25 protein-coding genes and 1 tRNA gene are annotated in these 25,621 nt (G+C 55.4%); 13 read left to right on the top strand and 13 right to left on the bottom strand.

Annotated elements, in window-relative coordinates:
* Positions 1-19 precede the first annotated feature (19 nt).
* The 3 genes from KSF73_03775 to KSF73_03765 all read right to left on the bottom strand — a co-directional run bounded on the left by KSF73_03775 (position 20) and on the right by KSF73_03765 (position 2,080).
* A complete protein-coding gene (locus KSF73_03775; protein MBV1774831.1) occupies positions 20-664 on the bottom strand; it encodes a thiol:disulfide interchange protein DsbA/DsbL in 645 nt (214 codons plus the stop codon).
* On the bottom strand, positions 661-1,302 hold the full coding sequence (locus tag KSF73_03770) for a thiol:disulfide interchange protein DsbA/DsbL (protein ID MBV1774830.1): 642 nt from the start codon (positions 1,300-1,302) through the stop codon (positions 661-663). The genes KSF73_03775 and KSF73_03770 overlap by 4 nt, the downstream gene beginning before the upstream one ends.
* Before the next feature lie 100 nt (positions 1,303-1,402).
* Positions 1,403-2,080 (bottom strand): SPOR domain-containing protein, encoded by a 678-nt coding sequence (locus KSF73_03765; GenBank protein MBV1774829.1) that lies wholly within the window; start codon positions 2,078-2,080, stop codon positions 1,403-1,405.
* Positions 2,081-2,307: 227 nt separating this feature from the next.
* Here KSF73_03765 and argH point away from each other — a divergent pair, with 227 nt between their 5' ends.
* The 3 genes from argH (at position 2,308) to hemB (ending at position 5,253) form a co-directional block, all read left to right on the top strand.
* Positions 2,308-3,696, top strand: a complete 1,389-nt coding sequence (gene argH / locus KSF73_03760) for an argininosuccinate lyase (GenBank protein MBV1774828.1) — start codon at positions 2,308-2,310, stop codon at positions 3,694-3,696.
* Positions 3,696-4,163, top strand: coding sequence for a GNAT family N-acetyltransferase (locus tag KSF73_03755; GenBank protein MBV1774827.1), 468 nt, complete (start codon positions 3,696-3,698; stop codon positions 4,161-4,163). The genes argH and KSF73_03755 overlap by 1 nt, the downstream gene beginning before the upstream one ends.
* Positions 4,164-4,239: 76 nt before the next feature.
* Entirely contained in the window at positions 4,240-5,253 is a 1,014-nt protein-coding gene (gene hemB, locus KSF73_03750) for a porphobilinogen synthase (GenBank protein ID MBV1774826.1), read from the top strand.
* A gap of 67 nt (positions 5,254-5,320) precedes the next feature.
* On the opposite strand, the gene KSF73_03745 is transcribed toward hemB, so the two are convergent.
* Positions 5,321-6,292, bottom strand: a complete 972-nt coding sequence (locus tag KSF73_03745) for an NAD-dependent epimerase/dehydratase family protein (protein MBV1774825.1) — start codon at positions 6,290-6,292, stop codon at positions 5,321-5,323.
* Positions 6,289-7,044: a glycosyltransferase family 2 protein gene (locus tag KSF73_03740; GenBank protein MBV1774824.1), complete on the bottom strand. Its 756-nt coding sequence runs from the start codon at positions 7,042-7,044 to the stop codon at positions 6,289-6,291. Before KSF73_03740 ends, KSF73_03745 begins: the two co-directional genes overlap by 4 nt.
* A 97-nt stretch (positions 7,045-7,141) precedes the next feature.
* Between KSF73_03740 and waaC the strand changes: the two genes are divergently transcribed.
* Together waaC and waaA are read left to right on the top strand one after the other, a co-directional pair.
* On the top strand, positions 7,142-8,110 hold the full coding sequence (gene waaC, locus KSF73_03735) for a lipopolysaccharide heptosyltransferase I (GenBank protein ID MBV1774823.1): 969 nt from the start codon (positions 7,142-7,144) through the stop codon (positions 8,108-8,110).
* On the top strand, positions 8,104-9,399 hold the full coding sequence (gene waaA / locus KSF73_03730; GenBank protein ID MBV1774822.1) for a lipid IV(A) 3-deoxy-D-manno-octulosonic acid transferase: 1,296 nt from the start codon (positions 8,104-8,106) through the stop codon (positions 9,397-9,399). Before waaC ends, waaA begins: the two co-directional genes overlap by 7 nt.
* On the opposite strand, the gene murB is transcribed toward waaA, so the two are convergent.
* The gene (murB, locus tag KSF73_03725; protein ID MBV1774821.1) at positions 9,374-10,378 is read right to left on the bottom strand and encodes a UDP-N-acetylmuramate dehydrogenase; all 1,005 of its coding nucleotides are present in this window, start codon (positions 10,376-10,378) and stop codon (positions 9,374-9,376) included. The genes waaA and murB overlap by 26 nt on opposite strands.
* A 94-nt stretch (positions 10,379-10,472) precedes the next feature.
* On the opposite strand from murB, the gene KSF73_03720 reads away from it, so the two are divergent.
* The 5 genes from KSF73_03720 to KSF73_03700 all read left to right on the top strand — a co-directional run bounded on the left by KSF73_03720 (position 10,473) and on the right by KSF73_03700 (position 14,508).
* Complete coding sequence (locus tag KSF73_03720) at positions 10,473-11,465, top strand: 2-hydroxyacid dehydrogenase (protein ID MBV1774820.1); 993 nt, start codon at positions 10,473-10,475, stop codon at positions 11,463-11,465.
* A 55-nt stretch (positions 11,466-11,520) separates the two neighbouring features.
* Positions 11,521-11,605: transfer RNA gene (locus KSF73_03715), tRNA-Leu, on the top strand.
* 172 nt (positions 11,606-11,777) lie between these two features.
* Entirely contained in the window at positions 11,778-12,038 is a 261-nt protein-coding gene (locus KSF73_03710; protein ID MBV1774819.1) for a FeoA domain-containing protein, read from the top strand.
* Complete coding sequence (gene feoB / locus KSF73_03705; GenBank protein ID MBV1774818.1) at positions 12,035-14,263, top strand: ferrous iron transport protein B; 2,229 nt, start codon at positions 12,035-12,037, stop codon at positions 14,261-14,263. The genes KSF73_03710 and feoB overlap by 4 nt, the downstream gene beginning before the upstream one ends.
* A 5-nt stretch (positions 14,264-14,268) precedes the next feature.
* On the top strand, positions 14,269-14,508 hold the full coding sequence (locus KSF73_03700; protein ID MBV1774817.1) for a FeoC-like transcriptional regulator: 240 nt from the start codon (positions 14,269-14,271) through the stop codon (positions 14,506-14,508).
* A gap of 25 nt (positions 14,509-14,533) precedes the next feature.
* Here the strand turns inward: KSF73_03700 and KSF73_03695 are convergent, their stop codons facing one another.
* Entirely contained in the window at positions 14,534-15,055 is a 522-nt protein-coding gene (locus KSF73_03695) for a hemerythrin domain-containing protein (protein MBV1774816.1), read from the bottom strand.
* A gap of 162 nt (positions 15,056-15,217) precedes the next feature.
* On the opposite strand from KSF73_03695, the gene KSF73_03690 reads away from it, so the two are divergent.
* The gene (locus KSF73_03690; protein ID MBV1774815.1) at positions 15,218-15,844 is read left to right on the top strand and encodes a cytochrome c; all 627 of its coding nucleotides are present in this window, start codon (positions 15,218-15,220) and stop codon (positions 15,842-15,844) included.
* A gap of 3 nt (positions 15,845-15,847) precedes the next feature.
* Here the strand turns inward: KSF73_03690 and KSF73_03685 are convergent, their stop codons facing one another.
* From KSF73_03685 to KSF73_03660, 6 genes are all read right to left on the bottom strand, one after another.
* Positions 15,848-17,149: a histidine kinase gene (locus KSF73_03685; protein MBV1774814.1), complete on the bottom strand. Its 1,302-nt coding sequence runs from the start codon at positions 17,147-17,149 to the stop codon at positions 15,848-15,850.
* Positions 17,139-18,374 (bottom strand): histidine kinase, encoded by a 1,236-nt coding sequence (locus KSF73_03680; GenBank protein MBV1774813.1) that lies wholly within the window; start codon positions 18,372-18,374, stop codon positions 17,139-17,141. The genes KSF73_03685 and KSF73_03680 overlap by 11 nt, the downstream gene beginning before the upstream one ends.
* Before the next feature lie 174 nt (positions 18,375-18,548).
* Positions 18,549-19,289: a LytTR family DNA-binding domain-containing protein gene (locus KSF73_03675; GenBank protein ID MBV1774812.1), complete on the bottom strand. Its 741-nt coding sequence runs from the start codon at positions 19,287-19,289 to the stop codon at positions 18,549-18,551.
* Between the two features lie 75 nt (positions 19,290-19,364).
* Positions 19,365-20,288 carry a hypothetical protein gene (locus tag KSF73_03670; GenBank protein MBV1774811.1) on the bottom strand — a complete coding sequence of 308 codons (924 nt, stop codon included), beginning with the start codon at positions 20,286-20,288 and terminating at the stop codon, positions 19,365-19,367.
* Positions 20,289-20,380: 92 nt separating this feature from the next.
* Positions 20,381-21,142 (bottom strand): LytTR family DNA-binding domain-containing protein, encoded by a 762-nt coding sequence (locus KSF73_03665; GenBank protein ID MBV1774810.1) that lies wholly within the window; start codon positions 21,140-21,142, stop codon positions 20,381-20,383.
* 50 nt (positions 21,143-21,192) lie between these two features.
* On the bottom strand, positions 21,193-22,815 hold the full coding sequence (locus KSF73_03660; GenBank protein ID MBV1774809.1) for a histidine kinase: 1,623 nt from the start codon (positions 22,813-22,815) through the stop codon (positions 21,193-21,195).
* On the opposite strand from KSF73_03660, the gene KSF73_03655 reads away from it, so the two are divergent.
* Positions 22,789-23,049, top strand: coding sequence for a hypothetical protein (locus tag KSF73_03655; GenBank protein MBV1774808.1), 261 nt, complete (start codon positions 22,789-22,791; stop codon positions 23,047-23,049). The genes KSF73_03660 and KSF73_03655 overlap by 27 nt on opposite strands.
* A complete protein-coding gene (clpB, locus tag KSF73_03650) occupies positions 23,039-25,618 on the top strand; it encodes an ATP-dependent chaperone ClpB (GenBank protein ID MBV1774807.1) in 2,580 nt (859 codons plus the stop codon). The genes KSF73_03655 and clpB overlap by 11 nt, the downstream gene beginning before the upstream one ends.
* Positions 25,619-25,621: the final 3 nt, after the last annotated feature.

The raw sequence follows: 25,621 nt of genomic DNA, 5'->3' as shown, positions 1-25,621 counted from the left end.
TTTTTATGCCATTTCGCGCTTACTTCTTGTGCGATTCAGCCTGACGGGCAAACGCTACCAGCTCGCTCAATTTGGCAAACATCTCTTCATGCGATTGGGCTTCACCGGGAATCAGTCGATACTTCCCCGCAACAACGAAGGTGGGAGTCTTGCCGATGTTGTTGTCCATGCAGATATGCTGCAATTCACTCAACTGCGCACCGACACTGAAGCCCTTGTAGTAATTCATAAACTGGTCAACCGGAATGCCCTGATCGACAAGCCATTTGACCAGGACTTCCTCACGTCTAAGTTCTACATGCTGCTCGTTGATGGCTGCAAAGACACGATCCTGCATCTGATCAAGCTTGCCCATGCCCTTGAGTGCCAGATAAAGGCGGGCGTGGCCTTCAAGGTCAGAACGGCCACCATACATCACATGCATTGGACGGAAAGCGACATCCTTGGGCTGGCTGGCACGCCATTTATTCAACGGCTGCTGGGTGTTATAGCAATGTCCGCACATGTACCAGAACAGCTCGACAACCTCGATCTTCCCCGGCGACTCGCTGGTAATCGGGCGCGGCAACACATCGTAATCCACACCGACCTTCAAGGCTGCATGGGCATTGAGTCCAAGCAGCAGCATCAGGGTAAACAGGACATGCTTCGCGCCACGAATCATTTGCCAGCCCCTTGCTTTCTGGCAAATGCGACCAGCTCAGTCAACTTGGTGAATTCGTCTGCCAGCGACTTGCCGGCCGTCGGAATCAGCTTGTACTTGCCCGCCACGATAAAGGTAGGTGTGCCATCAATCCCGGAATCGGAGGTGAGTTTTTGCAGCTGGGCAAGCTTGGCATTGACACCGAAACTCTTCATGGCGCCGAGTACCTTATTGGCATCGACCTGCTGAGTAGTCAGCCATTTACCCAGTACATCTTCACGACGCAACTCGAGCTCTTGACGGAATGTTGCATCGAATACCTTGGCATGTACCTTGGATAAGGTACCGGTTTCCTTCAATGCGAGATACAAGCGAGCGTGTCCTTCCATATCGGTGCGACCAGGCCACATCACATGGATCGGGCGCAATACGACATCTTTGGGCGCCGATGCAGCCCACTGATCAAGCAGTGGTTGTGCTTCAAAACAGTGTGAGCAGCGATACCAGAAAAACTCCTGCACTTCGATCTTGCCCGGATTTTCCGACGCAATGGGTTTCGGAATAATGGTGTAATCCACACCTTGCTTTAATTCAGCCAGCGCGAATAAAGAAGTGAATGCAAGCAATCCCAGCACAAAAGTACGACGCAGTTTTTTCATGGTTTCTTTTCCGTAATCAGCAATTTGTTTTGGCGTTTGACTCCCCATGCGGGGAGAGACGTCGAAAAATCAGGAAAGTTCAGCGCTTCTAATTCACGAATTAATTTTTGACCAGTGCCGATTCGATGCCATTGCTTTTTAACAGGGCACGTGTGCCATCAATATCGGCTTGACTGGTCATGGGACCTACACGGACGCGATGTAGAACGCCCTGAGTGCCACTTGTTGTTTCCAGATTGGCTTCTACGCCCAGTAAAGCCAGACGAGCCTTGAGGTTGTTGGCTTCACTTTCGTTCTGGAACGCGCCGACTTGAAGATAGGTGCCCTTTGGCAGTTGGACTTTAGCGGGCACTTGATCTGCCGCGCGTGGCTCCTGCGTGGACTTGTGCTCGCCGTTGTCGGCTAGCATTTCGTAGAATCCGAAACGATCCTTTTGGCTACCCGCTGCATCTGGGGGCTTGGCAGTACTCTCGGCCGCTTTGCCTTCTGCAGGTGGCGTATCCTGCTTAGGAACGGGCAAGGAACCCGTTGCGCCTTGCGGCGTCAGTGTCTCAACGGGAGGAGCCACGTCTTTGGCTGACGATTTGGTTTGCTCCTGACCTGCAGGCACAGGCTGCCCCTTATTGAACAAACCGCCATGTTTGTCCATATACCAGACGACGCCACCTGTTGCGGCAACGCCGATGAACAAGCCAATCAACAAGCCTGCCGCAATGGTGCTTCCTCCGCCATTACCTGCGCTCTGTTTCTTGCCTGTCGATTTGTAATCCTTGCTCATTGTCACTGCTCATTCAATGTAGATTGCCGTATTTGCAAGGGCCAACTGATGCTGATTGAAGCACGCCATCCAGTTCTGCCTTCACAAGGTTCGCGGCATTATAACCACGCCAGCGTCACTCGTTGTCCATCAAACACGATTTATGCAACGCAAATGCCAAAAAACGCACGCAACTCCCATATAATGCCGACTACAGCTTTTTTGAATATTTTCCGCGGAATCTAGCGATGTCGTCTGACAACTCCAAGGCCTGGTCTGGCCGTTTTTCCGAGCCAGTTGCCGAACTGGTCAAGCGTTATACTGCCTCCGTGACATTTGATCACCGACTGGCGGAGTTCGACATTCAGGGCTCGCTGGCGCATGCACGTATGCTGAATCGCGTCGGGGTACTGTCGTCAGACGACCTGATCGCGATCGAAGGCGGCATGTCCGACATCCTCGCCAGTATCCGCGCGGGCACCTTCGAATGGTCGATTGACCTCGAAGATGTACACATGAATATCGAAAAGCGTCTGACTGACCGCATTGGCGATGCGGGCAAGCGCCTGCATACCGGCCGTAGCCGTAATGATCAGGTGGCCACCGATATTCGCCTGTGGCTACGCGCCAACATCGATGATCTTGTCACTCTGCTGCGCGAACTTCAGGTCAGCATGATTGATCTGGCTGAAACCAATGCCGAAACCGTTATGCCCGGCTTTACACACCTGCAGGTGGCCCAGCCGATTACATTCGGCCATCACCTGATGGCTTACGTGGAGATGCTGGCACGCGATGAAGAACGCCTGCGCGATGCACGCAAGCGCGTGAATCGCCTGCCGCTGGGCTCCGCCGCACTGGCGGGCACCAGCTACCCGATCGACCGCGAGTGGGTGGCACAGCAACTCGGCTTCGAGGATGTATGCCGCAATTCGCTGGATGCCGTGTCCGACCGCGATTTCGCAATTGAATTCCAGTCCGCCGCTGCGCTGATCATGGTGCATCTGTCGCGACTCTCGGAAGAGCTGATTCTGTGGATGAATCCGCGCTTTGGCTTTATTGATCTGGCCGACCGCTATTGCACCGGCTCGAGCATCATGCCGCAAAAGAAAAACCCCGACATTCCCGAACTGGTGCGCGGCAAGACCGGTCGAGTGAACGGCAATCTCATTTCCCTGCTGACGCTGATGAAAGGCCAGCCGCTGGCCTACAACAAGGACAATCAGGAAGATAAAGAACCGCTGTTCGACACCGCAGACACACTGCTGGCGACCCTGCGCGTGGTGGCCGACATGATGCGTGGCGTGGTAGTCAAGCCGGAAGCCATGCGTCGAGCAGTGCGCCAGGGCTATGCAACCGCAACGGATCTGGCCGACTACCTGGTGAAGAAGGGACTGCCCTTCCGTGATGCGCACGAAGCCGTGGCACTCGCTGTGCGCTATGCATCGGAAGCGGGTAAGGATCTGGCTGATCTGGCATTGGTGGAGTTACGCAGCTTCTCGCCGCTGATCGGCCAGGATGTGTTTGACGTTCTGACGCCTGAAGGCTCGCTGGCCAGCCGTAACCATGTAGGTGGCACTGCGCCGCAACAGGTACGTGCGGCCATTGCCTATGCGCGCGGGCGTCTGGGCAAATAATGCTGAACTGGCGCTGGGCGACACTCACTGAATTCACTGCCAATGAATGGCACGACATCGGCGTGCTGCGGCAGGCGGTGTTTATTGTCGAACAGCGCTGTCCCTACCCTGATCTGGACGAACTCGACCCTGACTGCCTGCATCTGGTCGGGTACGATGATCAGGCTCGCCCCGCTGCCTACTTGCGCCTGGTACCGCCCGGAATGAAGTTTGCAGAAGCATCGTTCGGGCGCGTACTCGTCGCACCAGCCATGCGCGGCAAGGGACTTGCGCGCGAACTGATTCTACGCGCGCAACAACAGCATGCGATCACCTACGCGGGCCAACCCAATCGCATCGGCGCTCAAGTCTACTTGACTGATTTCTACCAGTCTCTCGGCTTCGTGGCACAGGGCGACATCTACCTTGAAGATGAAATTCCGCATCAGGACATGATCTGGGATGGTCAGATCACTGCTACATCCTAAAAACTTTACACTGATCAAACCGGGTTCTGAGCAATCGGTCTAGAATGGCGACGTTCACACGTTCAGGATCTGCCACATGATCAACGCCAATCGCAGCTTCCCCTCCTTCCGCCCCCGCCGGATGCGCCATGATGACTTTTCCCGGCGCATGATGCGCGAAAATCATCTGAGCGCCCATAATCTGATCTGGCCGGTATTTGTACTCGAAGGCAATGATCGCCGCGAAGAAGCCGTTGCCTCCATGCCGGGCGTCTTGCGCATGACGCTGGAACGCCTGCTGCCAGAAGCCGAGCGTACATTGGAACTGGGCATTCCACTGATGGCTCTCTTCCCGAATATCCGCAGTCAGAAAACCCTGCTGGCCGAAGCGGCCTATCACCCTGAAGGATTGGTGCCGACGGTGGTTCGTGCGCTGAAGGCACGCTTCCCGGAATTGGGCATCATGACCGATATCGCACTGGACCCCTACACCAGCCACGGCCAGGATGGCCTGATTGATGAACAGGGCTATGTGCTGAATGATGAGACCGTCTCCGTACTGGTCAAGCAGGCACTGTGCCACGCAGAAGCAGGTGTGGATGTGGTCGCGCCATCTGACATGATGGATGGCCGCATCGGTGCGATCCGCAATGCACTCGACAGTGCGGGTCATATTCATACCCGCATCATGGCTTACTCTGCCAAATACGCATCGAACTATTATGGTCCTTTCCGTGATGCAGTGGGCTCTGCGGGGAATCTGGGCAAGGGCAACAAATATACCTACCAGATGGATCCGGCCAATGGCGACGAAGCACTTCATGAGGTCGCGCTGGACCTGCAAGAAGGCGCTGATATGGTCATGGTCAAGCCAGGCTTGCCGTATCTGGATATCGTGCGCCGAGTGAAAGAGACGTTTGCGGTGCCGACCTACGCCTATCAGGTATCCGGCGAATATGCCCAGCTGAAGGCTGCGGCAGCAAATGGCTGGCTAAATGAAGAAGCCGTGGTACTGGAAACGCTGATGTCATTCCGCCGTGCCGGCGCAGACGGGATTCTCAGCTATTTTGCGCCACAGGCTGCGCAGTGGCTGAAGGATATGCAGCGATAATCTGCATCAATCAAAGAAAAACGGGCGCTTTGAGCGCCCTTTTTTATTTTTTCAGTATACGCGCAGGTCACACGCCATGGTAATCGCGATACCACGCCACAAACCGAGACAAACCGTCTTCGAGCTGAACGGATGGGCAAAAGCCGGTGACAGCCGTCAGCGCCGTGCAGTCCGCGCAGGTTGATGGCACATCGCCGGGTTGCATATCGACAGATTCGGTGATGGCCGACTTGCCAAGTACACGCTCCAGCGTGGCAATAAAGTCGGGAATGGCCACCGGCTGGTGATTGCCGATATTGAATACCCTATACGGATCGCCCTGACTGGCATCAGGTGGCAAATGAATCAGGCGCGACATCGATTCAACGATATCGCTCACATAGGTGAAATCGCGCTGCAGCTTGCCATGCCCGAACACTTTGATTGGCCTGTTATGCAAGATGGCATCGGTAAACAGCCAAGGCGCCATATCGGGTCGTCCCCACGGACCATAAACCGTAAAAAATCGCAGGCCGGTCATGGGAATACCGTACAGATGCGCATAGCTGTAGGCCATGACTTCGTTGGCCTTTTTGGTGGCCGCATAAAAGCTAAGCGGCGCATCCGTGGCTTCGGATTCATGCAGGGGGACAGTGAGATTGCTACCGTAGACACTCGATGTACTGGCAAAGATCAAGTGCCTGACCGGGTATAGCCTGCACGCTTCCAGTAACTCGGTGAACCCGATCAAGTTGCTGCGCGTGTAGGCTAGCGGGTTTTCCTGCGAATAGCGCACGCCCGGCTGCGCAGCCAGATGAATAACCACATCTGGTCGATGGCAGGCCATGAGCTGGCTGAGTGCATCTGGCTCGGCAATATCGAGATGTTGAAACGAGAAACCTGCATGGGACTGCAACTGCACCAGACGTTGCTGCTTCAGACTTGCGGGGTAGTAATCATTTAAATCATCTATGCCGATCACCTGATGTCCTTGCTGGCACAAGGCGGTCGACATATGCATACCGATGAATCCTGCTGCACCGGTGACCAAAATTTTCATGTGTGAGACTCAGTTCGCCAGTGCTCGCGCAACTTGGCATATTTTACAAAGGCAAAGAAACTACCAATCAGAATATGCGTGAGGCCGGCAACACCATCCAGCATGCCTAATCTGAAGAAATAGAAACGAATAAATCGCGCCGCAGGTGAAAGACACATCTTTGCGATACTGGCACGCTTTCCTGCAGCAAACAGCATGGCTGCCTGAGTCGTGGTGTACCGATTTTGCTTATCGATATAATGACCCAGGTTCATGGCAGAATCATGAAGCAAATCTCCTGCAACCCGACCCACTGGGTGCGAGGTCAGCACCTTTTCATGTACTGCATCTTCCGACCAGTTGGCGAACCGACGATCAAACAGACGGAGACATGGATCAGGATAGGCCTCGCCATGACGCAGATAACGACCAAAAAACAGATTGCGACGCGTCAATATGTAGGCTGAATACTGACCGGGCACACCTGTGCGGATGCCCTCCCGCAACTCGGGTGTCAAACGCTCGTCAGCATCGAGACACAGTACCCAGTCATGCAGAGCAAGGGACACAGCAAGTCGCTTTTGCGGCCCAAAGCCCATGAATGGCGCGGATACCACACGTGCGCCAAGCTGTTCGGCCAGTTCGATCGTGCCATCCTCACTCCCGGAATCCACCACCACGATTTCTGCTGCAATGTCGCGAGCGGACTCAATACAAGCCTGTAACTGGCTTGCAGCGTTTCGGGTGATGATCAGAAGGGAAATAGGGGTCATATCGGGGCTTTCGTGCGGCACAGGCGCTAGTGTATTGTCATACGTGACGTTTGTCTTGCCAGTCGCCCCACTTGCGTCTGGCAGTTATAATCGCAGGATGCCGAAAATCCTGATTGTTCGCCTAAGTTCGATGGGCGATGTAATTCACAATTTCCCCGCAATTACCGATCTTGCAAACGCTTACCCCAACGCCGACATTCATTGGGCGGTAGAGGAAGGCTTTGCCGATTTGCCACGCCTGCATCCTGCCGTGACCAAGGTGATTCCATTTGCCTTGCGTCGCTGGCGAAAAAATATGCTGAGCCGCAAAACCTGGTCTGAAATCAGTGCCTTTAGGCATACGCTCGCATCCGAACAGTATGACCTGATTATTGACTCTCAAGGCTTGGTCAAGAGTGCGATCGTCAGCAGCTTCGGACATGCGCCGACGGCTGGTTACGACCGTCGCAGCATCCGCGAACCATTGGCCAGCCTCCTGTACGACAGACGCTTTGCTGTTTCGCGTGACCTGCATGCTGTGATCCGTAATCGCCTGATCACGGCTGCCCCCCTAGGCTACACACCCGATGAGCGAGTGAATTACGGTATTACTGCACCCGATCTGCCTCAAATGTGGCGCGGAGCACAGCCCTATGTGGTATGCCTGACGGCCACTAGCCGCGATGACAAACTCTGGGCCAATGAAAACTGGATTGAGCTGGGAACTCAGCTTGCGGCTCAAGGTCTACGTATCATTCTGCCATGGGGCAGCCCCCGCGAAGCGCAGCGTGCACAGGAGATTGCCGCACAGATCACCGATGCCGTTGTTGCCCCCAAACTGACACTGCCTGAAGGCGCGCGGCTATTGCAGGACGCCCGCGCAGTCGTGGGTGTAGACACAGGGCTAGTGCATCTGGCCGCAGCAGTGGGGACGCCCGTCGTTGCCCTGTATTGCGCCAGTAACCCCGGCCTGACCGGCGTACTGGCTGGTGGATTTTATGAAAACCTCGGTGAATATGGCGCCCCGCCCCGCTGCGTTGACGTCATGGCCGCCACGCAGCGCGCACTGGAGGCCCGCACATGCTAAGACGCCTGTACAGCCTGGCCTGGTATCTGGCCACGCCGCTGATCATGCTTTATCTGTGGCGTCGCAGCAGACAGATCGCAGGCTATGCCGATCACTGGGGCGAGCGCTTCGGTTACTATCCTGCGATCGAAGCCAAACCTATTTTATGGGTACACTCCGTTTCGGTGGGTGAAACTCGCGCGGCAGCCCCGCTGATCCGGGCGCTGCAGCAGCATTATCCCCATCATCAGATTTTGATGACCGGCATGACACCAACCGGCCGCGACACGGCTCGCAAGCTGTTTGGTGACGGGATCCTGCAAGCCTATCTGCCCTACGACCAGCCAGGCGCCGTCAAACGCTTCCTGCGCCATTACCGGCCTGACGTTGGACTGATTCTGGAAACGGAACTGTGGCCCAATCTGTTCCATTTTGCCAAGCAGCTGGGTGTGCCAGTGTATGTAGTCAACGCACGCTTATCAGACAAATCGCTTGCCGGTTATATGCGTATCCGCCATCTGATTGCACCGGCGCTCGGGGAGCTGAGCGGCATCGCAGCGCAAAGCGATGAGGCAGCGCGCAAATTGCGCGAACTGGCTGGCTCGTTTGCGCCTGCCATTCAGGTCAGCGGCAATCTGAAGTTTGATTTCCACCCCGGGCAACGACTGATCGATCAGGGGCGGCAATGGCGTAAAACGATTGGCAAACAACCTACATGGCTGGCAGCGAGTACCCGCGAAGGGGAAGAGGCGCTGATTCTGGCGCAACTGGCCTGTTCTCCCTGGGCTGCGCATGCATTGCTCATTCTGGTACCACGCCACCCCGAACGCTTTGATGAGGTTGCCGATCTACTGGATCAGCATGCCCTCACCTATGTCAGGCGCAGTCAGTGGGATGGAACATCGCCCCTGCCTGCGGGCACGCAGGTGATTCTGGGTGATTCGATGGGCGAGATGACGGCCTGGTTGTCAGCAGTGGATGTCGCATTTGTTGGCGGTAGCCTGCTGGCGTTTGGCTGTCACAATGTGATCGAGCCATGTGCCTTGGGTTGTCCTGTGGTATTTGGCCCATCGACATTCAATTTCCCCGAAGCAACCGCTGAAGCACTGGCTGCGGGTGCGGCTCGTCAGGTTCAGGATGCCAGCGAATTGATTGATACGGTATCCCGCTTACTGGACGATCCGTCTACCCGCAATGAGATGCGGATTGCAGGGCGCGCGTTGGTGAACAAACATAAAGGAGCAGTCGAACGCGTGATTGCGATGCTGCCAGCCAAAACGCAGCTTACCAACGTATCGGCTCCGGATTAAGGCTCACGCCGAAACGGGTCAGCACGTCGGCACGCACGGCAGCACAAACTGCTGCAATATCTGCACTCACGGCGCCGCCATGATTAACCAGTACCAGCGCCTGCTTGTCAAACATGCCTGCGTGCCCCAGCGTTCGTCCTTTCCAGCCGCACTGCTCGATCAGCCAACCAGCTGCAAGTTTCACCCGGCCATCCGCTTGCGGGTAAACCGGAAGTGCTGGGTAACGGGATTTAAGTGCTGCAGCCACCTCCTGCTCCACCACCGGATTGTGGAAAAAACTGCCTGCGTTCGGGATCACGGCTGGATCAGGTAGCTTACTGCGACGAATTGCCATAACAGCATCTGCTACCTCGACGGGCGTGGGTATACCACTGGCCAAGCGAGCGGCAAGATCGCCGTAGCCCAGCACAGGCGTCCAGACGCGCGGCAAACGAAATGTCACTGCGGTAATCAGCCAGCGGCCGGCGTCTGGCCGTTTGAAGATGCTGTGACGATATGCAAATTGACACATGTCCGCCGTAAAGATGTGCAGCTGGCCATCGTCCAGATTCACAGCTGTCAGCGAGTGAAAGCGATCTGCAATTTCGACCCCGTATGCGCCGACATTTTGTACCGGCGCCGCGCCGACTGTCCCCGGAATAAGCGAGAGATTTTCCAAGCCGCCCCAGCCCTGCGCCAGCGTCCACAGAACCAGATCGTGCCAGTTTTCGCCTGCCGATGCGGTAATGTAGCGATGATCGGCGTCTTCCCGGGTCAGGGTCTTGCCTTTGAGTGCAACCTGAAGCACCAGTCCCCTCACTCGCTCGGGTAACCAGAGATTTGAGCCGCCGCCCAGCACATGAATCTGCTCCGCAGAAAACTGCGCACGAATCTCATCCAGCAGGGACAGTTCGTCCAGCACGGCAAAGTGCTCAGCCCGGGCAGGCAAGGCAAGCGTATTGTGTGCCTGCAGATCAACATCTTGAAGAATTGCACCCATCGGGCTGGCTTTCCGCGAATTTCAGGCTGATGATTATAACCATGACAGCGCCGATCCCGTCGGCGAATAAAACAAGATATGCAGGGAGCACACCATGCGCGTCGCCGTATTTGATACCCACGCCTATGATCGCGAGTCCTTTGAACGGGCCAATCGCCAGTTCGGCCACGAATTGCAATTTTACGAACCACGATTGCATCTGGACACAGCCGTGCTCGCACGCGGCTTTCCGGTGGTTTGCCCATTTGTAAATTGCCGCATTGATGCCCCTACGCTGGCACAACTCAGTGCGGGCGGAACACGATTGATTGCCTTGCGCGCGGCAGGCTACAACGGCATTGATCTGACAACAGCACGTGCACTCGGGATCAGCATCGTCCGCGTACCTGCATACTCTCCCCATGCGGTTGCCGAACATGCATTTGCATTACTGCTCTGCCTGGTTCGGAAAATTCACCGCGCGCATGATCGTATTCGCGATGCCAACTTCTCACTGGAGGGACTCGTCGGGTTCGATTTGTTTGGAAAAACGTTCGGAATTGTCGGAACTGGAAAAATCGGCAAGGTCGCTGCACGCATTGCTCGCGGCTTTGGTTGTCGCGTTTTGCTGTACGACATTGCGCCAGATGACGCATTTGCCGCGACGACGGGCACCGAATATGTGGCCTTGGATGATTTGCTTGAAACAGCCGATATCGTGTCACTGCACCTCCCGCTCACCTCGGAAAGCCACCATCTGATCAATGCGCATGCCCTTCGCCTGATGAAGGAAAGTGCCATCCTGGTGAACACCAGTCGGGGAGGCATTGTTGATACCGCAGCCTTGCTGGATGCGGTGAAGCAGCATCGGCTTGGAGGGGTGGCACTGGATGTGTACGAGCTTGAAGAAGGCGTGTTTTTCGAGAACCTATCCGACACCGGACTGAATGATGATGTCCTTGCACGCCTGATTACATTCCCGAATGTGCTCGTTACTTCGCATCAGGGTTTTCTAACACAGGAGGCACTCGCCAATATTGCGGACACGACACTCGACAATATTCGTGTATTCGAGTCCGGCGAGCCACTTCATAATCAAGTCCCCTGATCACACCACCAAAGCACTTCCACCGTGCGCACTTCGTGTTACAATTCGCCCCCTCGCCCGGATGGTGAAATTGGTAGACACAAGGGACTTAAAATCCCTCGGCGCAAGCTGTACCGGTTCGATTCCGGTTCCGGGCACCAGACACAAGGCCTCACTTCGGTGGGGCCTTTTGCTTGATACCTGCTCGCAGTCCTGCTTGCCTGACCGGTGCTTCGCGAATTGAATCAAATGTTTGTGTTTCTCACATGCAGTTGATCAACGGTTTGATGTTGATCATGCCAAGTAGAGTTTAAATGCGTATAATTCTCATCTATGAATACGCATCGTGACACACCGCTTACGCTCTCCAGCCTGCAACCGGGGCAATCTGCAAGTATTGACGGCTATCTGATCGGGCCATCCCCTCTGCGCAGGCGCTTGCTTGCGCTGGGTCTGACGCCCGGTGCCATGCTTGAAGTCCTACGACGCGCACCATTAGGTGACCCGATCGAAATTCAGGTGCGCGGCGCTAACTTTGCGTTGCGTCGCTTTGAAGCTGATGCACTGGCCATTACACCGGTGGGGGCAGCATGAGCGTCATTCGTCAGCTTGCCCTGATTGGTAATCCGAACTGCGGCAAAACTACGCTATTTAACCAGCTCACGGGCAGCCGGCAAGTTGTCGGTAACTGGCCGGGTGTGACAGTCGAACGTAAAACCGGTGAATTCACACTGGATGGCGAGTCGGTGACCATTGTTGACTTGCCCGGCCTCTACAGCCTGACCGAAGGGGGGGGTGTCGATGAAGCAGTTGCTCGCGACTACCTGAGCGGACATGCGTCGGGACTCATCCTGAATCTGCTTGATGCACGCCAGCTGGAACGTCAGCTATTTCTTACATTGCAGCTGATCGAACTTGGTCATCCCATGCTGGTGCTGCTGGGCATGAGCGATCTTGCACGCAAGCAAGGATTGATCGTCGATGCGTCGGCACTCTCCGCAGCACTTGGCGTGCCGGTGATTGAAGTCGTATCGACCAACGACGAGGGCATTGCACCGCTGCGCGCGCAACTGAGACAGCCCCTTCCGGCAGCGCCCGCACTCATCGCGTATGGGGATGCCATTGAAACAGCTGTCAGTCGCCTTTCCACACGTGGGTTGAATCGTGCCGATGCGCTGGCCGCGCTGGAAGGTTGCGACATTGAAGTTGACGCCGATGCCCTCGCGTCGGTATCTGCAGAACTAGCCGATGCATATGGTGACGATGCCGATATTGCCATTGCCGATGCGCGATTTAGCGCGATTGTCCGCATTCGCGACCAAGCCGTCCGTGCCGTTCCCAAAGAGCCCGATCTCAATGATCGTCGTATTGACCGGATTGCACTTGGCCGCTGGACAGGTATCCCGCTCTTCGGTTTCGTGATGTACCTGCTGTTTGCTTGGGCCATTCAGTTCGGTGGCACCATGATCGATGCATTTAATGGCGTGGCAGAGGCACTCTTTGTGCAATTGCCTAATGATATTGTGAGCTGGGCTGGTTTACCCAACTGGCTGGGCTTTGTGCTTGGTAACGGCATTGGCGAAGGCATCAAGACTGTCTCGGGCTTTATTCCGACGATCGCCTGTCTCTACTTGGGTCTGGGCATTCTGGAAGACTGCGGCTATCTGGCGCGTGCCGCCTTTGTGATCGACCGCTTAATGCGTGCGATGGGACTGCCGGGCAGGGCGTTTGTGCCAATGATCGTGGGATTTGGCTGTAACGTCCCAGCGGTGATGGCTACTCGGACGCTGGAAAGCCGATCGAGCCGCATTCTGTCATCGATGATGATTCCCTTTATTTCCTGCGGCGCGCGTCTGCCCGTCTACGCACTGTTTGCGGCGGTATTCTTCCCCAATAGTGGTGGTCTGGTGGTGATGTCGCTCTACCTTGCCGGTCTGACCGTTGCACTTGCAACCGGCTTGCTGCTGCATAGTACCCTGCTAGCCGCAGATAAGACTCCCAGCGTGATGGAACTCCCGGCTTGGCATTGGCCCAATATGCGCAATGTATTCAGGCAGGCCTGGATGCGACTCACCGGATTTATTACCGGTGCCGGCTCTATGATTGTGCCAATGGTGCTGGTCATTAATCTGCTGTCTGCCATTCAAACCGAAGGCGCACATTTCAATCCTGATGCGCCGGATACTTCGGTTCTGGCAGATGTTTCCCGCGCGATTACGCCCGCCCTGCATCCAATGGGGATCAATCCGGACAACTGGCCTGCCACCGTGGGTGTTGTGACAGGGGTGCTGGCCAAGGAAGTCGTAGCAGGTACGCTCGTGGCCAGCTATCAGCGTCTTGCCGGTGGCGAGGTTGAAGCAGAAGAAGCGGGCACGGTCACAGACCGTCTGCTGAACGCACTCTCTACGATTCCTGAAAACATGGGCAAGCTGGCTACCCGCCTCACAGATCCAATCAATATGGGCGACGCTCAGGAAAAAGCCGCGCATAGCCAGGAAACCGCCTCTCGCGGCATGGATGCCATTCATGCGCGCTTCGGTAATCTGCGCGCAGCCTATGCCTATATGCTGTTTGTGCTGCTGTATACCCCTTGTGTGGCGGTGCTATCTGCCATGCGCAAGGAAATCGGCTTGAAATGGACCGTGTTCAGCGCCATCTGGACACTGAGTCTGGCCTGGCTGATTGCGGTGACCTACTACCAACTGGGCAGCGCCAGCCATCCGATTCCATTGCTACCGATTGGCATTGTCATGTCGATTCTGGTGGCGACGGGTCTATGGCAAAGCAGCAGTCGCCGCACGCGCCTTAAAGGAAAGTGATCCCCATGATTCTGGCTCAAATCCGCAATCAGCTTGAGTCTCGCAAGAGTATGCTACTGGCCGATCTGGCGGCCACCGTGGGACTCAACAGCGAACAGGTGCAACTCGCGCTGGCACCGCTGGCCGCCCGGGGTCGCCTGCGTATCGAGCAAGCGGAAACATCCGGGTGCGCCAAGGGGTGCGGCGGATGTGCAAGCGCGTGCGCACCCGATCTGCGCCGGGTGATCTGGATCGGCAAAAGCTAAGCATTTGCCGTGTCATACGGATCACTCAGGCCTGAACCGCCAGCCCGCGCCGGTGCGACATACGCTCACCAATGCGAGTGAGCGTGTGCGCATCTAGCCGGCTCGCATGCGGAAACACTTCCCGCTCCTCACGATCCGCATGTGCCGGATAACGCAGGACAAACTCATCAAGCATTCGCTTTGGCACACTGTCTGCCACACCATCGGCCACCTGACGCAACCATGCGTAGACGGGAATCCAGAGCTGTTCGAGCGCCAGATGCTCGACTTCCAATTCAACCAGCAATGCACTGAGTGACGGGTCGTCCAAGGCACGTAAGGCCGGGAACAAATCATCCTCTTCATCCTGATGATGCTGTTTGGCGGCAACGGCAAAATACCGGATCACCCGCTCTGCAGCTTCGGTTGCTTCGTCACCGCAGCCATTCTCATCAACATATTCGGCCAGACGTGCCGTCAAAGTGGCGTAACGGCGTAAATTACCGTGACAAACCGTCAGAATGGCCATGGGATCATCAAACGTGGCCAGATCACCGGTGGGCAGCATGATGTGCTCCTTTCTTCAATCGGCACATTATGCACCCAAGTGGTATTAACGAGCACCGCGAGACCGTGATCCCAATGGATTTTGTGCAATGGTTTGAGGCAAATCATATTTGATGCACCCAAGGGTCATTAATATGGCGGCTTCATTTAAAGGATTGCGCTCATGAATCGCTGCCTCTTACAAGGTTTGATCGCCAGTTTATTGCTGTTCTCTGCCCTGTTTGCAGCCGCAGATGCCGACCTGGACAAACTGAAGACATTTGATGCTACCGCCGCGTCACGTGCGTCCGCGCTTAAGTCCGGCGAAAAGGTTGCATCGTTTTGCGCCAATTGCCACGGTAGCGACGGCAATAGCCGAATTGGCGAGGTGCCCAACCTGGCAGGTCAGCATCCTGCCTATTTGCTGACGCAGATTCGTAAATTCGCCAATGGACAACGCAAAAATGAATTTATGGAAGGCCTGGTGAAAGCACTGAGCGAAGATGAAAAACTCAAAATCGTCTACTACTTCTCAAATGCAGTCCCGATGCCTGCAGGCGGAAAAGGCAATATTGCGCGAGGACAGGAGGTCTTTCGGCAAAATTGCGCCATGTGTCATGGCCCGGAAGCGCGTGGCGCAGAAACCTTTCCGCGTTTAGCCGGACAGCAATCTGATTACCTGAGAATCTCGCTGGAACGCTATCGCACGCGTAGTGGCGAACGCATCTTCGCACCGATGTCGGCAGTGGTAGGCTCGCTTAAACCTGAAGATGTAGATGCTGTTGTCGCTTATCTGTCGAATTTGCGATAAACGTTATCTCGCGATACGCGCCTCGACTTCACCGCATGGAATCAGGATAGTGGCCTGAAATCCATGCGGTTCAACCTCTTGTAGCTCCAGCGATGCTGCGTCGCCAAATAATAGCGCCAGCCGTTCACGAATATTGTCGAGCCCCACTCCACTGCCGGGCATTTCACTCATACCGACACCGGTATCCGAGACAGTGAGCGCAATCTGGTTGCCCATCTCATATACAGTGACTGCGATCGATCCACCTTCCCGACTCGGTTCGATACCGTGTTTGATGGCATTTTCAGCCAACGTCAGCAACATAGCCGATGGAATCCGGTGCTGTAACCACTGCGGTGCAATGTCGAACTCGAGTATCAATCGATCTCGCATGCGATGCTGCATGATCGATAGATAGCTCCGTACCATGTTGATTTCATCTGCGATGCAGGCATATTCGCCACGAAGATGATTCATGCAGTGGCGCAGAAAAGTTTCCAGCTCGGTCGCCAGACTTGCCGCTTCGGGTGATCCAGCCTTAGCGCGTGCGGCAATGTCCTTCAAAACCGAATACAGTAAATCGGTATCCATGCGAGCCTGAAGCTGGAGCAGACGTGATTCGTCCAGCTTTTGCCGAAGCCGGGCAGTATCCAGCTCGGCCTCGCGCCGACGGATTTCACCCGCGAGCATCATTTTGCGCACACGCACAACCAGATTCGTGACCCCGCCCTGCACCAGCAAAATCAGCAGGATCATGATATGCGACGCAGGTACAAACCCGGCCATTTCAAATCTGGGTAAAACACCCAGTGCTTTCGCCGCGCCAATCGTTAAAAAGGCCGCCACCTCAAGCGCCACAATCAAACCGAGCAATAGCATTGCATCGCGGGCAGATCCCGCACGTTTGCGCGCAAATGGACGGGCATTGAGCATGAACTTCAGGTAGCCGTTATGGTATTTGTGATGGCCGATCCACAAGTCAGATACCAGCCAGGGTACGGCTGGCATGGCCACGATGCAGACAATCCCCGCCACAGGAACCAGCGAAGGTGCGCTTGTCTGTATCCAGGGAATGGGAATCAAAAGTGCGACTTCGGCGACCCCAGCCACCAGCAGCATGATCAATACATTCACGATCACCGCACCCGCCCAGATCTTGCGGAAGCCATGCGCGTGCATAAGCCAGTACTCGAAACGATCAACGTCTTCCTGCAGGATGTGGGAAGTACAGTTCCAGAGCCACGAAAAGCCGCGGTCCAGCCTAATCAGTACATTCACTACGCGCGATTGCCCGCGAACGTCCTGAGCGAGGGATTCAGTCACCATCATGATGTCCTGCAATGGGCGTGGTGATCAGCAGCAGCGTATCGTCAGCATGCTGCTTCAGCTGTCGAATATGCGCGTACGGGAATCGCTGATTCAGACGGTGTGGCAATTCACGCTGCCAATCAGAATCTGAAGACGTTTCCGTGTGTCCCTGAGCTGCAATATGCAGCGATATCAGCACAGTATGCCCTTCAGTGCGAATATGCATCTCCAGCGTGCCGCTCGACGGTATTCCACCATGCTTGCGCACATCTTCCAGCAAAAAGATGAGCAGTGCAGGGCTGATCTCCAGCTCTTCCATGCCCGCTTCAAAATGAATTCGTCCACTGAACTGGCCTGAGCTCAACGACACCATCAAGTCGAGATAGTGCTGTGCGATCTGGACTTCTGTTGCAACGGTTGCCTTACCCGATCTCAGTTGCTGCGTTGTCAGACGGAGAAAAGTGATGAGCTTTGCCGTCAGGATGGATGCATCCGGTGCGTGGATACGTGCAAGCTCCTGCACAGCACCCAGTGAGTTGAACAGAAAGTGGGGTTCAATCTGTGCCTGCAATGCGCTGAGCTGGGCCTCACTGAGCCGCTGTGACAGATTCACCGCCGTCACGCGTGCCTCATTGGCTTGCCGTTCGATCTGAATAATGCGGGTACGCACTGAAAGTAGCGCTTTACTGCACAGCTCCACCCAGCACTCCCCTGTCCACCAGACAATGGCCACGCCCAGAACATGGTTCCTCAGGGTATCCATCTTCAGCCCCGCTTCACTCAATCCCAGCAGGGCCCACAACACCGGCCAGATCAGCCAAATCACCCAGATCACGGCAACGGGCATCAGCATGCGAACATACCGCAGCACTTCGGGGAGATTTGCCACACACCCGAATCGCCACCTTGCAAACCGGCTAGCGTATTTCTCGTGTGATATCAGTAAGCGCGCAATCAACCATGGCGATAGTACCCAGATGAAGCCCGCCTCAATCCAGGCAGCTTGTTGCACCGACCGCATCAAAGGCCAGTCACCCAGCCCCACCCACCGTCCGCCAAGATGCATGATGCCTTGCACAATTAGCACATACATCAGGTCACATAAGCCGCCGTATGTGAATAGCCGGCGCACACCCTGCTTGCTAATCAGCCACTGATCCAGACTCAAAAGGGCGGGTTGCTGAATATCGCGCAAGGAGGCTTTGCCCCACGTGAGATGATCACGGTGTTCAGCCAATGCCATGCTGATAAGTTGCCGGGAAAGCCAATGCCGGACGTCAGGTCTGCCTTCATCCTTCACCATGCGCTCCTACGTATTTTCATGAAGACAGTTTGACGGGAATCATCCTTCCGCGCAGTCAGCAGGTGACCACTGCCGGAAAAACGGGCATGAGTAAGCGATTCGGGGAGATAAAATCTAGTCGCGAAATAAGTGAGCAAATGCACGGCTGACTGGCAGACGTTCCGAACAGCCGTCCAGCACAATTTCCAGACGCTCGCCATCCAGTCGATCAATCGCTTTGATAAAGCCAACTTGAACAACTGTGCCACGATGAACCTGCCAGAACTCATCCGGATCAAGGCGCGCCAGCAATTCTTTCAGCGGGGTGCGGATAAATGCTTCGCTGTCTTTGGTCACCACACGGGTGTACTTGGTGTCTGACTGCAGAAATAGAATCTCTTCGACACGCAGCAGGCGAATCTGCCGGCCAACAGTCGCTTTGATCCATTTCAGGCGCTCTGTTTCAGGTGCAATTTTGGCCTGCAACTCTTTCAGAACAACCGATAAATCGGATGGCGCTGAAGCCAACTTGTCTTTCAGCCGGGCAACCGCACGCTGCAAGCGCTCCTCATCAATCGGCTTGAGCAAATAATCCACAGCCCCCGTATCAAATGCAGCAACGGCATATTGATCATAGGCCGTCACAAACACGATATGCGCATGCGGCATCATTCTCCGCGCCAGATCCAATCCACTCATACCCGGCATCCGGATATCGAGAAAGGCCACATCGGGGTCGTGCGCCACAAACGCCTCCCACGCCAGAATGCCATCTCGGCAGGCCGCAACAATTTCAGCCTCCGGCCAGCACAGCGCCAGCAATGATTGAAGCCGCTCCATCATCAGCGGTTCGTCTTCGGCAATCAGGATTTTCATGGTCGATTCTGTGGGGGTGGAATACAGATTCTGTCTGGCAATCAATCAGCCTATGATTGCCGCTCGCGGCTGATACTAATGCACCTTTTCATCGCGCTCACGCCAATTGATACGCGGCGAAGCAGGTCTGCCAGATGCATCAAAGAAACGGATCAATGCATCATTTGACCAATTACGTTTATGCATGGGCAAATGCATGTAATGAATACCATTGTTTTCCGTGTAAATCGCTTCGTGAGGGATGCTTTCATCCCACGTGCCATCCGTAATCACTGCCCGATCTACTTTATCGGCAACTGACCAACCGTAATCTTTGGGGTAATCCGGATCTCGGTCGCCTACCCTTCGTTCAGCCAGTAATGCATTGACCTGAAACCGGATATAGCGATTAACCAGGTATTGCAAACGCAAATCTCCCATGCGCATAGCGTTGTCCGGCAAATCATAGGACATGACACGCGCCCACCATTCGTACTGACGATCCGTGCGATTGATATAGATGCGGGCATCTTCCTTTTCACAAACAGGATCGATCGGTGAAATGAAATAGCCCTGATCATCGACCGGAATATCCATCGAACAATTCTGGGTACCGATCACACTGACGATGAGCGGCTCACGGCCAATGCCCGGCGTTTGTGCGCTCACAAAGAATCTAAGCGTGGAATTTGGCGCCAGCGACCGGTTGGCGCGGTAGGCACTGATCCCGCCAAGGAGTTGGCGGTAGGATTTACTCATGAGTGATAGCGATCCCCGCACCACAATTGAATGAGCCTCATCCAGATCACCCTTCGACGATGAATCATCTATCAGGGAACGCGCGAGTTCTATGGTTTGGCGTGCAGCAGACTCCCCCACTTTTTCGATCGCCGTCCCCGCGGTTTTACCTGCCTGGGTAATGACGCCTGATACTGCATTTCCAGGAGGCGTGGGTTCCGGCTTTTTCTCATCGCCATACACCACGTTTCCGGTAAAGCAGACCATTAGGCACGCCATCATCGGCCAACGCCATTCCTCACTACGCCTCATGAAGCAATATGCCCCTTTCCAAACGAACCTTGCACAACTGCAAGGTCATATATGCCTGATGCCTATTCGCGAAACAAATGGGTAAAGGCTCGACTCACAACGAGCTTCTCGAGGCTTCCCTTCATCCGCACTTCCATTCGCTCCGCATCAATTCGCTCGGCAGAGGCGATCGATTTTACCTGTACTACCGTCCCGCGATGAATCTGCCAGAATTGCTCAGGATCCAGGCCTGCAAGTAACTCTTTGAGGGGCGTGCGAATAAACGCCTCCTCATCACGCGTCACCACCCGGGTGTATTTGCTATCCGACTGAAAAAACAACACATCATTTACGTGAATCAGTCGAATCTGACGCCCTACCGTTGCCTTGATCCACTGCAATTTCGTAGATGCCAGCTCGATTGGTTGAGGCATGACTGATCGCAGCGTGGCCAGTAAGGGGCTCAAATCGGCGGGTGGCTGATGCAATTTGCGGCGAACACGCTCGATTGCCCGTTCAAGCCTTTCTTCTTCAACCGGTTTGAGCAGGTAATCTACCGCACCTGCATCAAATGCTTCCACTGCATACTGGTTATATGCTGTGACGAAGATGATATGTGCACCCGCACCGATCCGTCGCGCCAGATCAATTCCATTCATACCCGGCATGCGGATATCAAGGAAGACAATATCCGGTTCGTGATCGATAAATGCCTGCAGCGCACTCAGACCATCTTCCGCCAGCGCGACGACTGTCGCGTCCGGCCAACATCGGGCGAGCTGCTGCTGGAGACGCTCCCGCATCAGGGGTTCGTCTTCGGCAATCATGATCGACACCTGACTCATTCAATGCTCCGTATTATTTTGGCTGATTCATCCTGGATGGGTTCGCTGCGCTACCCCGCGCGCAACTGAGCGACGGGAATGTCCAGGCTGGCAATAAATCCTTCGGGTTCGTTCGCCCCCAGAATCAGGCGGGCGTTACCGCCATAACGCAAATGCAGTCGTTCACGGATATTGGCCAGCCCAACCCCCTGATGGCTGGAAGATGCACCCAGCCCGACACCGGTATCGGCGACCTCTATCACGAGACGATCTTCATGGATTCTGGCTGAAACAGCAACAACCGAAGCACCGACTTTAGGTTCAACACCATGTTTAATGGCATTTTCGACCAGCGTCAGCAACATTAACGGAGGCACTTCGATATCCGCCACGTCGGCGGCCAGATTCAGTTCGAACGCAAGGCGATCGCCCATGCGTAACTTCATCACCCCCAGATAGTCGCGAACAATGCCGAACTCTTCCGACAACGGCATCAAGGGGCGGCGAATGCTATCCATGCTGCCCCGAAGAAATCGGATCAGCTGTCCGGCCAATAAAGCAGCATCAGGCGCACGTTCTTCCGCCTGCTGCCGTAATGCACCCAGTGTATTAAACAGAAAATGCGGTTCGATCTGTGCCTGCAGAACCTTGAGCTCGGCCTCCGCAGCCGTTCTCGCTTCGCGCTCACGCAGATTATCCGCTTCGAGACGCGCAATTTCCAGCTGATCGTCGCGATTTCTGAGACGTGCGGAGGACGACACGGCAATCACGGATACCCAGGTAAACGCGATACCATAGATCAGCGATTCCAGGGTGCTGACGCCATTCTCTGCCGCACGCGCATCAAAACCGACGTTATACGACAAAATATGAATTGCCCACGCATTAAACAGGCGTGTTGCAGCCAATAGCGCAAGGAACAGCAAGGCGCCCCAGTAATTGCGATATTGTTCGCGCCATCGATAAGCCCACCAGAATGCCGTGGCAAATACAATCCCGGTTGCCCACAGTGCATTCGCCCACAGCGCAATCCACATGACTGCTGCGGGGAATTTTTCGTGTGAAAACGATGCAGCATCACCGGTCATGGTATGGATGGCAATGGCCACCGTCAGCATGATCACGGTGACATTCCAGCCCAGCAAAATGGCGAGTCTGACGAGGCGCCGCCACCATGCATCCCGCACGGTCCGACTGCGCAGCATCGCGAGATCGTAGGCCACCATCGTACCGAGCAGGACCGAACAAAATCCCAGACTCGCCGTTTTGGCTGCGGCATGAATCGGCCAGAGTGGAATGACGACTTTCAGTGCAAAAATCAAGGCCAGCAGTGCAAGCACATAGCGCACACTCACGAACAGGATACGCGTACGCCGACTCATGTGAATGCGCGTATCCCATGCCATCCTGAACAGCGCGGCAAGCAGGATAAAACTGCTTGCACTGATACAGAGCTGAACAACCATGCTCGCAGTCACCGCAAGCGCAGGTGAGGCATGTTCCCCCTGATCGGGCGTGGAAAACCCCAGCACAAAGCCCTCAAGAAACATGACGATTGCCACGATCATCGGCAGATACGCAAGCATGCGCATCAGGTGACGCAAAATCGATTGCCCCTCTGATGGCAGTGCAGACTCCGCACTTTGTTGACCCACACCCACGTTTACATGCTCCAGATTCGTGACATTGCGCATGATGCGCACTGGTATAGACAGATTGTCATCATGCCGCAAGGTGAATCGTTCGACGAGCAAATTGAGACCAAGTACGACTACGCTGATCTCAATGACGAGATGCTCAAACCTTTGACTCAGCGCAAACCTCCCGTCACTCGCCCTCTTGAAATCCGCCCTGTCCCCACTCAGATAGGGGGTATACAGGCAGTCAATCTGCCAGCCACGATTTCAGGAGAGAGCCATGCGCTTTGACAAACTGACCACCAAGTTCCAGCAAGCCTTCGCCGACGCCCAGAGTCTGGCGCTGGCGCACGACAACCCCTACATCGAGCCACAGCACCTGCTGCTGGCTTTGATTAACGACAGCGAATCCGGCACGTCTTCGCTGCTGGCGCGCGCGGGTGTAAACGTCACGCCGCTGCGCAGCGCGCTGGAGTCCGCCATCAAACGCCTGCCGCAGGTGAGCGGCAACGGCGGCGAAATCACGATTTCCAAAGACCTGAATAATGTACTGAATCTGACCGATAAGGCAGCGACCAAGCGCAATGATCAGTTCATTTCCAGCGATCTGTTTCTGCTGGCCTTGACCGAGGATAAGGGTGAAACCGGCAAGCTGATCAAGGAATATGGCGGTAAAAAGGAAGCCGTTGAGGCCGCGATTGATGCGGTGCGCGGCGGACAGAGCGTTGACTCCGCCGATGCGGAGCAAAAGCGTGAGGCGCTGAGCAAATATTGTCTGGATCTGACCGAACGCGCCAAACAAGGCAAGCTCGACCCGGTGATTGGCCGAGATGATGAAATCCGTCGCGCCATTCAGGTCCTGCAACGCCGCACCAAGAACAATCCGGTGCTGATTGGCGAGCCGGGCGTGGGCAAGACAGCGATTGTGGAAGGTCTGGCGCAGCGCATTGTGAATGGCGAAGTGCCGGAAACGCTGAAAAACAAGAAGCTGCTCGTCCTTGATCTGGCAGCCCTACTGGCCGGTGCCAAGTATCGCGGCGAATTCGAAGAGCGCCTGAAAGCCGTCCTGAACGAACTCGCCAAGGATGCCGGCAGCACCATCATCTTCATCGACGAAATCCACACCCTGGTCGGCGCGGGCAAGGCCGAAGGCGCGATGGATGCGGGCAATATGCTGAAGCCTGCACTGGCTCGCGGCGAACTGCATTGCCTGGGTGCCACCACCCTGGACGAATATCGTAAATACATCGAAAAAGACGCTGCTCTGGAGCGCCGCTTCCAGAAAGTGCTGGTGGATGAGCCGAGTGTGGAAGATACCGTCGCGATTCTGCGCGGTCTCAAGGAACGCTACGAAATCCACCACGGCGTGGACATCACCGATCCGGCGATTGTGGCGGCGGCTGAACTGAGCAATCGCTACATCACCGACCGTTTCCTGCCGGACAAGGCCATCGATCTGATCGACGAAGCGGCTTCACGCATCAAGATGGAGATCGACTCTAAGCCGGAAAGCATGGACAAGCTGGAGCGTCGCCTGATCCAGCTGAAGATCGAGCGCGAAGCCGTGAAAAAGGAAAAGGACGAGGCTTCCATCAAACGTCTGGGGCTGATCGAGGAAGAAATCGGCAAGCTGGAACGCGAATACGCCGATCTGGAAGAAATCTGGAAGTCGGAAAAGGCCGTGGTGTTAGGTTCGCAAGCCATCAAGGAAGAAATCGACAAGCTCAAAATCGCTATGGAAGACGCCCGTCGCAAGGGCGACTGGCAGCGCATGAGCGAGCTGCAATATGGCAAATTGCCGGAACTGGAATCCAAGCTGAAAGCAGCCGAATCCAAGGAGGGTACTGCCACGCAGAACAAGCTGGTGCGCACGCAGGTGGGTGCCGAAGAGATTGCCGAAGTAGTTTCACGCGCCACCGGCATTCCGGTGAGCAAGATGATGGAAGGCGAGCGCGACAAACTCCTGCACATGGAAGATGCGCTGCATCAGCGCGTCGTTGGCCAGCATGAAGCCGTACAACTGGTGTCCGATGCGATTCGCCGTTCACGCTCGGGTCTGGCTGATCCGAACAAGCCCTATGGCTCATTCCTGTTCCTCGGGCCGACGGGCGTGGGCAAAACAGAGCTGTGCAAGGCGCTGGCTGGATTCATGTTCGATGCCGAAGATCATCTGGTGCGCATCGACATGAGCGAGTTCATGGAGAAGCATTCTGTTTCACGTCTGATCGGTGCGCCTCCGGGCTATGTGGGCTACGAAGAAGGCGGCACGCTGACCGAAGCCGTGCGCCGCAAGCCGTATTCGGTGATTCTGCTGGATGAAGTTGAAAAAGCGCATCCGGATGTATTCAATGTGCTGCTACAGGTGCTGGACGATGGTCGCCTCACCGACGGACAGGGTCGTACGGTCGACTTCCGCAATACCGTGATCGTGATGACCTCGAATCTAGGCAGCCACCATATCCAGAATATGGTCGATCAGGAGTATCAGGTGGTGAAGCTGGCAGTAATGGCTGAAGTAAAAACCCACTTCCGTCCGGAATTCATCAACCGGATCGACGAAGTCGTGGTCTTCCATGCACTGGGCAATGAACAGATTACCGGCATCGCCAAGATTCAGCTGAGACGACTGGCAAGCCGTCTGGCGGCACTGAATATGGGCATGGATGTGACCGATGCGGCACTGGCGCAGATTGCCGAAGCGGGGTTTGACCCGATTTACGGCGCGCGTCCGCTGAAGCGGGCGATTCAGTCGGAGATTGAAAATCCGCTGTCAAAGGCCATTCTGGCCGGGCAGTTTGCAGCAGGAGATACCATCCGGGTGGATGCGGAAGGCATGAAGCTGACATTCGCCAAGGTCTGATCA

The sequence above is a fragment of the Burkholderiaceae bacterium DAT-1 genome (assembly GCA_019084025.1).
Taxonomy (GTDB): domain Bacteria; phylum Pseudomonadota; class Gammaproteobacteria; order Burkholderiales; family Chitinimonadaceae; genus DAT-1.
The sequence above is the reverse complement of the archived record's forward strand: the minus strand, read 5'-3'. Positions and strand labels throughout refer to the sequence as shown.